11 protein-coding genes are annotated in these 11,291 nt (G+C 55.5%); 8 read left to right on the top strand and 3 right to left on the bottom strand.

Going from position 1 to position 11,291, the window contains the following annotated elements:
• The coding region (locus AC3B8H_RS13945) for a transketolase C-terminal domain-containing protein (protein ID WP_488442153.1) at positions 1 to 198 on the top strand (198 nt) is incomplete at its 5' end.
• 12 nt (positions 199 to 210) lie between these two features.
• Positions 211 to 726: an adenine phosphoribosyltransferase gene (locus AC3B8H_RS13940; RefSeq protein WP_488442152.1), complete on the top strand. Its 516-nt coding sequence runs from the start codon at positions 211 to 213 to the stop codon at positions 724 to 726.
• Between the two features lie 76 nt (positions 727 to 802).
• On the opposite strand, the gene AC3B8H_RS13935 is transcribed toward AC3B8H_RS13940, so the two are convergent.
• The 3 genes from AC3B8H_RS13935 to hpnH all read right to left on the bottom strand — a co-directional run bounded on the left by AC3B8H_RS13935 (position 803) and on the right by hpnH (position 3,594).
• The gene (locus tag AC3B8H_RS13935) at positions 803 to 1,798 is read right to left on the bottom strand and encodes an MlaA family lipoprotein (protein ID WP_488442151.1); all 996 of its coding nucleotides are present in this window, start codon (positions 1,796 to 1,798) and stop codon (positions 803 to 805) included.
• A gap of 22 nt (positions 1,799 to 1,820) precedes the next feature.
• Positions 1,821 to 2,426 (bottom strand): ABC transporter substrate-binding protein, encoded by a 606-nt coding sequence (locus AC3B8H_RS13930; protein ID WP_488442150.1) that lies wholly within the window; start codon positions 2,424 to 2,426, stop codon positions 1,821 to 1,823.
• A 67-nt stretch (positions 2,427 to 2,493) separates the two neighbouring features.
• Complete coding sequence (gene hpnH, locus AC3B8H_RS13925; protein WP_488442149.1) at positions 2,494 to 3,594, bottom strand: adenosyl-hopene transferase HpnH; 1,101 nt, start codon at positions 3,592 to 3,594, stop codon at positions 2,494 to 2,496.
• Positions 3,595 to 4,032: 438 nt separating this feature from the next.
• Between hpnH and AC3B8H_RS13920 the strand changes: the two genes are divergently transcribed.
• Genes AC3B8H_RS13920 through AC3B8H_RS13895 form a run of 6 tightly spaced genes read left to right on the top strand, consistent with a single transcriptional unit; the run spans position 4,033 to position 11,242 of the window.
• Complete coding sequence (locus tag AC3B8H_RS13920; RefSeq protein WP_488442148.1) at positions 4,033 to 5,124, top strand: phytoene/squalene synthase family protein; 1,092 nt, start codon at positions 4,033 to 4,035, stop codon at positions 5,122 to 5,124.
• Positions 5,125 to 5,133: 9 nt separating this feature from the next.
• Complete coding sequence (shc, locus tag AC3B8H_RS13915) at positions 5,134 to 7,089, top strand: squalene--hopene cyclase (RefSeq protein ID WP_488442147.1); 1,956 nt, start codon at positions 5,134 to 5,136, stop codon at positions 7,087 to 7,089.
• 1 nt (position 7,090) lies between these two features.
• A complete protein-coding gene (locus AC3B8H_RS13910) occupies positions 7,091 to 7,792 on the top strand; it encodes a phosphorylase family protein (protein WP_488442146.1) in 702 nt (233 codons plus the stop codon).
• A 57-nt stretch (positions 7,793 to 7,849) separates the two neighbouring features.
• Positions 7,850 to 9,235 carry an aspartate aminotransferase family protein gene (locus AC3B8H_RS13905; RefSeq protein WP_488442145.1) on the top strand — a complete coding sequence of 462 codons (1,386 nt, stop codon included), beginning with the start codon at positions 7,850 to 7,852 and terminating at the stop codon, positions 9,233 to 9,235.
• A gap of 10 nt (positions 9,236 to 9,245) precedes the next feature.
• Positions 9,246 to 9,605, top strand: a complete 360-nt coding sequence (locus tag AC3B8H_RS13900) for a copper resistance CopC family protein (protein WP_488442144.1) — start codon at positions 9,246 to 9,248, stop codon at positions 9,603 to 9,605.
• A 5-nt stretch (positions 9,606 to 9,610) separates the two neighbouring features.
• A complete protein-coding gene (locus AC3B8H_RS13895; RefSeq protein WP_488442143.1) occupies positions 9,611 to 11,242 on the top strand; it encodes a copper resistance D family protein in 1,632 nt (543 codons plus the stop codon).
• The last annotated feature ends 49 nt before the right edge of the window (positions 11,243 to 11,291 follow it).

Below are 11,291 nucleotides of genomic sequence, written 5' to 3'. Positions count from 1 at the left end.
ATCGAGGAAAACGTCATCGCCGGCGGCGCCGGCAGCGCGGTGCTGGAATTCCTGCAAGCGCAGCGGATACTGATGCCGGTCCTGACCCTGGGCCTGCCCGACCGCTTTGTCGAGCAGGGCGCCCGCGACGAACTGCTGAGCTTGTGCGGTTTAGACGCCAAGGGTTTGTTGGCCAGTATCGAGCATTTTTGCGCTTGAGCGGTGATTTGAATGAACAGACTCAGAAATAAAATCCGCGATATTCCCGATTTCCCCAAACCCGGCATTATCTTTAAAGACATCACGCCGCTGGTCAAGGATCCGGCCACGTTACGGCTGGCGGTACATCAATTACTGCACCCATTTCTTGGTCGAGACATCACCGCGGTGGCCGGCATGGAAGCGCGCGGTTTTATTTTCGGCTCTCTGGTTGCCTGGGAGCTGGGCATTCCGTTCGTCCCACTCAGAAAGCCCGGCAAATTGCCCTACGACGTACAGAGCGTGTCTTACGACCTGGAATACGGCTCGGCGGAACTTGAGATGCATATTGATGCCGTCGATAGCAACGATAAAGTGCTGCTGATAGACGACTTGTTGGCAACCGGCGGCACGGCGAAGGCAAGTTGCGAATTGATCGAAAAACTCGGCGCCAGCGTCGTGGCTTGCGCCTTCGTCGTCGAATTGGACTTTCTGAAGGGCCGAGATAATTTACAGGGATATGAAATCCATTCCTTGCTGCACTATTAATTCGGCGCGCTTCCCAACAAAAAAGGCCGGTTCTACCGGCCTTTTTTGTTGCTTACAAACAGCGGATTAACTCAGACTAACGCTTGTACTTGGCTTTTTTTTTACTGATTTTATCCATTTTAACCGAGGCCTCCTCAAAGGATTTGAGCATATTCTCAAAGGCCGGACTCGCGACCACCGTAGCGGCGCTAGCCGCAGCCGGCTCGACTACCGGCTGGTCGATCCTGCTACTGTCGGCGGGCGCCGGCTTTCCCTGACTGTTTTTTTTTTCGACTCCCGAACCCGAAGTCTCTTCAAGCGCCGCATCGACATCCAAATCGTAGCTACTGGTATCGGCTTTGCCGTCGTTGATCAGGTTTTTCCGGTACTGCAGGAATGACTCGCGGGTGAACACATAAGGGTCGAGCGCCGCTTCGTCGATGAAATTCAGCGCGCCTTCGGCATTGGCACGGTCGTTAATCCCTTCGACGATGCCGCTGCCAGGAACGTAAGTACCTGGATTGGCGGCTTTATCGATGATGACCGCCCCGCCATCGCGAACCGTGGTGGGCCCCAGCACAGGCAGCACCAAATAAGCGCCTTGATCGACACCCCAAACCGCCAAGGTTTGACCAAAGTCCTCGACGTTATTTTGCAAACCCAAATCACTGGCGACGTCGAATAAGCCCGCGACGCCGAACGTGGTATTGGCTAGAAATCGGCCGGTATCCGACGCGCTTTGCTCGAACTTACCTTGCAAAACATCGTTCAATACGACGTTAATACCTTTGAGATTATTGAAAAAGTTACTGACGCCGGTCTCCATGAAATCCGGCGTGACGAATTTGTAACCGTCCGCGACCGGCTTGAGCAGATATTTGTCCAACCCCATGTTAAAACCATACATCGAACGATTAAATCCCTCGTAAGGATCGACGGAGTTAGAGGAACTCATCGGATCATTGCTCTTAGCGGACGCTTGATCGGTGCGCGACTCAGTCGTGGCGCAACCACCGCCGGCCAGCGCGCCGGAAACCAATAGCGCCCAAAGCAGGGAGGCCTGACTTTTCGCTTGAAAACTGGGGTTAAACATTACAGAAATTCCTAAAACAGACTTATTGTTTCGCGTAACTTTCGATTTTTTCGTTAATTTTAGCGATCAAGGCGTCGAAACCTTCCCGACTCAGCACACTAGTATAGTCCGAACGTTTCAGTGCCAAATCGCTAACACCGTCGGCTATTATATTGATAATCTGCCAACCATCGTCTTTTTTCTTCATCATGTAATCGAACTTGACGTCTTTCTCGCCTGGAATCAATAAGTTGGTATGAATAACCACGCCACCTCGCCCGGTTTCCTCCTCGGACGCAAATACAAACGATTCACCGGAATAATCCTTGAAATTATGCGCGTAAGCCGACACGCTTAATTTGCTGAATACTTCCTCCAGCCTGGACTGCTGCTCCGGCGCCAATTCCTCCCACTGTTTGCCGACGACGATACGGGCAATTTTCGGCAAGTCATGGCTTTTCTTGACGGCAAGATCGAGTTTCTCGTATCGCCCCTGAAAGCCAAGCGCTTTACCTTGCTTCATCACGTCCAACAGCTCGTTCTGAAAGCTCTCGACCACCTGTCTCGCCGTCGCTTCGCCGGCAATGGTCGCCGAAGAACCACATAGCAGTGTCAGAAAACCAATACTCAATAAGAACTTTCTCAACATCATTGCCTTGCCATCCAAACTGTTCGCCTTACAGCGCTAATTCAAGTTACGTTATCCGTGATTTATCTTAGGACTCGATTTTCACGGGAATTTCGGAAATCGAAGTTTTTCTACCGCCGGTGTAGTTGGGTTGCGTCTCGGCAACCATATCTCCGGACGTTTTCGGCCCGCGCAACGACACCCACAGCCCTTTCAACGGATTCGCCAACATATCCTCAACCGCGGTTGCCTCGTAGCCGCAATGAGCCATGCAGTTCGCGCATTTCGGGTTCTTTACGGTACCGTATTTATCCCAGGGCGTATCATCCAACAGCTCTTTAAAGGACGCGGCATTGCCTTCGTCAGCCAACAAATAACAAGGCTTCTGCCAACCAAACACGTTACGGGTCGGGTTACCCCACGGCGTACAATCGTAACTTTGATTACCGGCCAGATAATCCAGATAGAGCGCCGAGTGATTCAGCTTCCATTTGCGTTTTTTGCCCAGCTTGAAAATGCCCCGGAACAGATTCTTGGTATCCACGCCGCGGATGAACACATCCTGGCGCGGCGCCCGTTCGTAACTGAAACCCGGCGCGATCGTCACGCCTTCGACGCCCAGTTCCATCGCATAATCCAGGAACTCGGCAACTTCTTCCGGGGTTTCACCCTGGAATAAGGTGCAATTGATCGTGACCCGAAAGCCCTTGCCCAAGGCCAGCTTGATGGCCTCGATGGCAATGTCGAACACGCCGTCCTGGCAAACAGAGGCATCGTGGCGATGTTTCAGGCCATCCAGGTGCACTGAAAAAGTCAGATACGGCGAAGGCTTGTAATCGTTGATGCGCTTTCGCAACAACAAGGCGTTGGTGCAAAGATAGACGAATTTCTTTCTGGCGACGATGCCTTCGACGATTTGCGGCATTTCCTTATGTATCAACGGTTCGCCGCCGGGAATCGACACCATCGGCGCACCGCATTCGTCCACGGCATCCAGACATTCTTGCACCGACAAGCGCTTATCGAGGATATCGTCCGGGTAATCGATTTTGCCGCAACCGGCGCAAGCCAAGTTGCATCTAAACAACGGCTCCAGCATCAACACCAGCGGGTATTTTTTCACACCCTTGAGTTTTTGCTTAACCAGATAACTACCTACAGCCCATTGCTGACGTAAAGGAACACTCACAGCGTTTTCTCCAAAAACTATCAAGACACCGACATCGGATTGTTGTTAAAAAAAAACAACAGTCCGAGCCAACCTTCCGTATGCCGCCGAAGCCTTATAAAACCTGAGAGTTACTAATGAAATACAGTGCGGCGATACAAGCAGATGTCGCTAGAATACTACTTTTTCCGAATTCTCTCCAGTGGGAATGAAGAAAAAGCAACAACACCGGCAATTAGCTCACGGCAAACCGGTCGAATCGAAGAGCCTCATCGCTATAAACCCGACTTGCCCGCACAGGACCAAGCCAATGTAAATCATATGTTTAGTTGACTTACCTAAGCCACCCTTTTATCTTTCTTAATCCATGCAACCGAGAATTTGCCCTAAAACAACACTGCTTTGCAAATCGCCAACAAACCGACTATCATTGACGCATCTTCAATAGACCCCAAAACCATGAAAGGATCTCGATCGCCAATCACTGACATAGCCGAACTCAACCGGCTCCCGGACAGCGAGTTTCAAGCCGTTTTACTTGAAGGCGTGTCGCGCACTTTCGCCTTGACCATTCCGCAATTACCCGGCGCGCTGTACACGGCCGTGGCCAATGCTTACCTGCTCTGCCGAATTGTCGACACCATCGAAGACGAAGTATCTCTGAACGCCGAACAGAAAAAACATTTCTGTCGCGACTTCATCGAAGTCGTCAAGACCGGCGCGCGCGCCGACGCGTTTGCCGCCGAACTGGCGCCCTTGCTGTCCGAACAAACTATTCCGGCCGAGCACAGTTTGATCAGGGTGATACCCAAGGTTATTGCCATCACCCATAGTCTCGACCCCGCGCAAATTCAAGCCCTGGCCGAATGCGTGCAAACCATGGCCAACGGCATGCCGATCTACCAAGCACTGGATTTGCACGCGGGCCTGAAAACGATGAAGGACATGGACGACTATTGTTACTACGTCGCCGGCTGCGTCGGCGAGATGTTGGCAAAACTGTTCTGCCACTATTCGCCGGAAATCGCCGCCCATCGGGACGAACTGTTGAAACTGTCGGTTTCGTTCGGCCAAGGTCTGCAAATGACCAACATTCTCAAGGACATTTGGGACGACGCCAAACGCGGCGTGTGCTGGCTGCCGCAAGATATTTTCGACGAGACCGGCTTCAACCTGACCGATCTGACGCCGACCACCAACGACCAACGCTTTCGGAAAGGCCTGGAACATTTGATCGACATTGCCCATGGCCATCTGCAAAACGCGCTGACTTACACCCAACTTTTGCCCAGCCACGAAACCGGCATCCGCAATTTTTGCCTGTGGGCGCTGGGCATGGCGGTACTGACCTTGAAAAAAATCAAGCAAAACCTGAGTTTCAACGATTCGAGCCAGGTCAAGATCAGCCGCAACAGCGTCAAGGCCACGATTATCGCCAGCAAATTGACTGCTCGCAGCAACTGGCTTTTGTCGCTTTTATTCAATCTGTCCAGCCGAGGCCTGAAAACCCCGGACTGGCAATATTTACCCGTATCTCACTCCGGACAATAAGGAATCGCCATGTTTACTGAAGCCCCCGTTGAGAGCAACCACGACTTTTCACCCAGCAGCCCGGCGACATCCAACACGCTGAGTGCGCTGAATATCGCCATCGAGCGCGCCCAAACCCGATTGCTCAGCCTGCAAAATCCGGCCGGCTATTGGGTGTTCGAACTCGAAGCCGACTGCACCATTCCGTCCGAATACATCATGATGATGCATTATCTGGACGAGATTAATGAGGAACTGCAAGCCAAGATCGCCGTTTACCTGCGCGGACGGCAAAATCCGGACGGCAGTTATCCGCTGTTCACGGGCGGCCCCGGCGACATTAGCTGCAGCGTCAAGGTCTACTACGCGCTGAAGATGGCTGGCGACGCCATCGACGCCCCCCACATGGTCAAGCTGCGGACCTGGATCCTGGCCCAAGGCGGCGCGGCGCGCGCCAATGTGTTTACCCGGATCGCGCTGGCCATGTTCGAACAACTGCCCTGGCGCGGCGTACCCCACATCCCGGTCGAAATCATGCTATTGCCCAAATGGTTTCCTTTCCATTTGGACAAGGTTTCTTATTGGTCTCGGACCGTGATGGTGCCTTTGTTCATCCTGTGCACGCTGAAAGCCAAGGCCAAAAATCCGCGTAAGGTCGATATTCTGGAACTGTTCGTCGTCCACCCCAACGAAGAGAAGCACTATTTCCCGGAACGCACCTTTTTGAACAAATGCTTTCTGGCCCTGGATAAACTGGGCCGGGTTACCGAACCCTTGATCCCAAACCGCATGCGGAAACGCGCGATAGATCAAGCCTTGGCATGGTTCACCGAGCGTTTGAACGGCGAGGACGGCCTGGGCGGCATCTTCCCGGCAATGGTCAACGCATACGAAGCGATGCTGTTGCTCGGCATGCCGCACGATCACCCGAATGTAGCGATCTGCCGACAAGCCATCGACAAATTATTGGTCGTCAACGAAAAGGACGCCTATTGCCAACCATGCTTGTCGCCGGTTTGGGATACCGCGTTGGCCAGCATGGCCTTGATCGAATCCGACAATCGCGGCAACGCCGCCGCGCTGACCCATGCCTACGACTGGCTGAAAAGCGTGCAATTGTCGGACGAACCCGGCGATTGGCGCGTCCGGAAATCGGACTTGGCGGGCGGTGGCTGGGCCTTCCAATTCGCTAATCCGCACTACCCCGATGTGGACGATACCGCGATCGTCGGCTTTGCAATGGCCGAATCCGGCCTGGACAACCTGGACGAATCCATCCACCGCGCCACGCGCTGGATCGTCGGCATGCAATCGGAAAATGGCGGCTACGGTGCCTTCGACGTCGACAACACCTATTACTATCTGAACGAAATCCCGTTCGCCGACCACGGTGCGTTGCTCGATCCGCCGACCGTCGACGTCAGTGCTCGCTGCGCCATGTTGATGGCGCGCGTCGCCAAGGACCACGACGAATACCGTCCGGCCTTGCAACGCACCATCGAATACATCCGTAACGAACAGGAGGCCGACGGCTCCTGGTTCGGCCGCTGGGGCACCAACTTCATCTACGGCACTTGGTCCACCCTGCTGGGCCTCGAACAAACCGATGTGCCGAAAACCGACCCGATGTTCGTCAAGGCGGCCGCTTGGCTGAAAAGCGTGCAACGCGAGGACGGCGGCTGGGGCGAGGACAACTTGAGCTATCACGACGACATTCAGTACCGCGGCCGCTACCACTTCAGCACCGCCTTCCAAACCGCTTGGGCGGTATTGGGCCTGATCGCGGCCGGCGAAGCGCGCTGCGCGGAAGTCAAGGCCGGCATCGACTTCTTGCTGCGCACTCAACAAGCCGACGGCGTCTGGAACGACCCCTGCTTCACCGCGCCCGGCTTTCCCAAGGTGTTTTATTTGAAATATCACGGCTACGACAAGTTCTTCCCGTTGTGGGCTTTGGCCAGATACCGCAACGAACTGAATCAACAGTAACGTGAGCTGCGGAATCGTCGTTGCGCTGCCTGAAGAACTTGCCACGCTGACGTCCCGGAAATTGGCGCGCGGCGAATGCTGCCAATTGAGCGCCGATGTCCTGGTTGCCTATGCCGGCGCCGGCCCCAACAATGCCGCCAGCGCCGCCCGCCTGTTGATCGCCAAGGGCGCCGACCGCTTGATCAGCTGGGGATGCGCGGCCGCATTGGCGCCGCAATTGCGGCCCGGCGTGCTGGTGGTAGCCGACCAGATTTTTTTCGACCGGCAATGTTACGAAACCGACAAACGCTGGTCCCACAAAATGCGCAACCGGCTCAGCGAACGGCTGGCGGTGGGTAGCGGCAATTTGTCCACCGAAGCGCGCATCGTCGCGCTGAGCAGCGACAAACAACTCATCCACCGCGAAACCGGCGCGGTCGCGCTGGACATGGAAAGCGGGGCGATTGCCAAAGTCGCCAGCCAAGCCAATTTACCGTTCCTGGTGTTGCGCGCGATCGCAGACCCTGCCGCAATGGACCTGCCGCGCGCCGTGGTCAGCGCCCTCAACGATCAGGGCCGCGTCGAAATGGGCAAATTGCTGCGCCACCTGTTGAATCATCCTTGGGAGCTGCCAGGACTAATCAAACTCGGCCGGCATTTCGGCGCCGCCCAAAAAACGCTGAAAACCACCGCCAAGCATTTAAACGAAATCATTATTTACTAGAAAAATCCACGCCAGCGCCGCCGATTGCGGCGCTGGCGCATCCTTAAGAGGTATTACATGTCCTTTAGCATTGCCGATCTGTTTGCTCAGCACTTCGAGGAAAAATTCGATTTGCACGAACATTATCTGAACAACCAAATGGTGCGAGTCCTGCGCACCATCGGTTACGACCGCAAATATCAGCGGGCGATCGGCCAGTACCTGTACGACCACGAAGGCAACGAATACCTGGATTTGCTGAGCGGATTCGGCGTGTTCGCGATGGGCCGCAACCATCCGACCATCGTCAAGGCCCTACAAGAAACCCTGACATTGGAATTGCCGAATCTGGTGCAAATGGACGTGTCGCTGTTGAGCGGTTTGCTGGCGAAGGAAATCATCGCCACCTGCCCGGATAACCTGGAGAAGATGTTTTTCTGCAATTCCGGCACCGAGGCGGTCGAAGCCGCCATCAAATTCGCCCGCTACACTACCAAGCGCCCGCGCATCGTGTATTGCGAACACGGCTACCACGGCCTGACCATGGGCGCGTTGTCGCTGAACGGCGAGGAAATTTTCCGGGAAGGCTTCGGCCCGTTGTTGCCGAACTGCTCGGCGGTACCGTTCAACGATCTGGCCGCGCTGGAACAAGCGCTGAGCGGCAAGGACGTTGCCGCCTTCATCGTCGAGCCGATTCAAGGCAAGGGCGTCAACCTGCCGTCCGACGACTACCTGCCGGAAGTCGAACGCCTGTGTAAAAAATACGGCACGCTGTTCGTCGCCGACGAGATCCAAACCGGCATCGGCCGTACCGGCAAGTTTTGGGCGATCGAACATTGGGGTGTCAAACCCGACATGATTCTGATGGCCAAGGCCCTGTCCGGCGGCTTCGTGCCGGTCGGCGGCGTGGCGATGACCGCCAAGATCATGGACACGGTGTTCAACCGGATGGACCGCGCCGTCGTCCACGGCTCGACCTTCTCGAAAAACAATATGGCGATGGCCGCCGGCCTAGCCAGTCTGCATGTGATCCACGAAGAAAAGCTGGTGGAAAACAGTGCCAAGATTGGCGAAGACGTGATCTCCACGCTGAATGCAATGAGTCCGAAATACGAATTCTTGAAGGAAGCGCGCGGCAAGGGCTCGATGATCGCCATCGAATTCCACGCTCCGAAGAGCCTGGGACTGAAAGCCGCCTGGGCGATGCTGGAAGCGGCCAACAAAGGTCTGTTCTGTCAGATGATCACGATCCCGCTGTTCAAGGAACATCGGGTGCTCAGTCAGGTCGCCGGCCACGGCATGAATGTCGTCAAGCTGCTGCCGCCGCTCAACCTGACCCAAAAAGACCGCGACTGGATCGTCGACGCAATGGAAAAAACCATCGCCGACACCCACAACGTCACCGGTTCGATCTGGACGCTGGGTAAAAACCTGGCCAGCCATGCCCTGAAAAACAAGAAATAAGGAGATCACTATGCGCTCGTTACAACGGATACTGCTGGTTCTGACGCTGGCTACCTGCAATATTGCATTCGGTCACGCCGTCGTCACCCATAACTCGCTGAAATTGAAACCGGTGCCGGTCAATCAAGCCAGCCAGGTCGAATTGTCGTTTAACTCGAAGGTCGAGCTGGACTTGTCGGAAGTGTTTCTAGTCAGCGCCGGCGACGTGATGACGCCGGTCAATGCCGCGCTTGGCGCCAAGCCGGGCCAGGTGCTGCTCGACTTGCCCGCCCTGGCGCCCGGCGAGTATGCGATCAAACTGAAGATTTTCGCGGCGGACGGTCATCTCAGCGAAGACCTCCTGCGCTTTTTCGTTAAAGAACCCAAATAAACCATATGGAAGGCATTGCCAATTATTTAGACTCGTTGATCGGCGGCGTCGATCTGACCTTCTACTCCATCGCCATCGGCGGCTTGCTGTGGGGCTTGTTCGTGTTGCGCCCCTGGGACGAAAGCGCCAATTACAACAGCGCGCTACTGGACAGAACCGTCAATCTGATTCACTTCGGCAGTAAAGCCGTGGTCATCACCCAGTTGTCGAAAATCGGTCTGAAAATCTGGCTCATGGCCGTGACGCTGGGTAAATCGCCGTTCCCGGCGTTCTTCCACACCGTGCAATTCAACGCCGGTCTGGCCCGCGCGCTATTTGCGTTTGCGTTGTATTTATTCATCAAGTTCGGTCTGAAACACCACTTACGTTCCAAACGGCATTGGCAAATCGCCATCGCCATCATCGTGCCGCTGGTGATCGCCGCCGCTTGGCTGGTCCATGGCGCCAGCCGCCTGGAAGACCGCGGTTTGCTAATGACCTTGACCGTCAGCCATCAGATCGCGGCGGCGGCCTGGGTAGGCGGCATCTTCCAAATTCTGGCTCTGTGGGGCTTGCGCAAGCAAAACGCCATCGCCGAGGAAATCTGGCCATTGTTGCTGAAACGCTTCTCCGGCCTGGGAATCGCCGCGGTCGGCCTGTTGCTGGTTACCGGCACGCCACTAGCCTGGTATTACATTCGCACCTTTCAGGGCTTCATCGGCGCCGGTTACGGCAACCTGCTGACCGTCAAAATCATGATGATGGGACTGGCGTTGGGCTTTGCCTGGCTGAACAAATCCGCGGTCCAGGAATACTTCACCAGCCGCAGCCAGTACGCGCTGACCGCGCGGGTACCCTACTACATCGAAGCGGAAACCCTGATTCTGCTGACCATTCTGTTTACCGCCGCCAGTCTGGCCTCCCAACCGCCGTCGGTCGATATTCCGCACTTGACCGCGACTTGGGAAGAAGTGTTGAACATGTTCCACCCGCGCATACCGCGCTGGGAGTCGCCGACCCACGAAGCCTTGATCGCCGGCGAGGCCGGCCGGGTCGCCATCGTCGGCCAGGTCCCATCGGAAGCCGCCACCGCCTGGTCGGATTACAACCATAACATCTCCGGTATTTTCCTGACCGTGATGAGCTTTTTCGCGATGCTGTCCTACTCGGAGCGCTTCCACCGCTGGACCCGCTACTGGCCGGTCGGCTTCATGGGGCTAGGCATATTCCTGTTTTTCCGTTCCGACGCCGAAAGTTGGCCGCTGGGCCCGATCGGTTTTTGGGACAGCACCTTCAACAACGGCGAAATTCTGCAGCACCGAATCGCCACCTTCCTGGTGTTCATCTTGGGCATGTATGAAACCCGCGCGCGCATCAAGGCCGATCCGGGCATCCTGCCCTATTTATTCCCGCTGATGTCGGCTTTCGGCGGCATGATGCTGCTGGCGCACTCGCATGTCGGCTTCGAGGCCAAAACCGCGTTCCTGATTCAGGTCGGTCACACCCTTATGGGGGTGTTCGCGCTGATCCTGTCTTGCGGCCGTTGGCTGGAGTTGAAATTGGATGCGCCGGGCAAAAACGTTGCCGGCTTTATCTCGGTCTTCGCGTTGTTCCAAATCGGCGTGATTCTGATGTTCTACCGCGAACCCCTGTACTAATATGAAACAGACTAACGAATTTCCACTGCTAGCCACCATTGCCAGCCCG

It is taken from the genome of Methylomonas sp. BG-2 (genome assembly GCF_057766305.1).
Note: the sequence above shows the minus strand (reverse complement) of the source record. Positions and strands in the feature narration are given on the sequence as shown.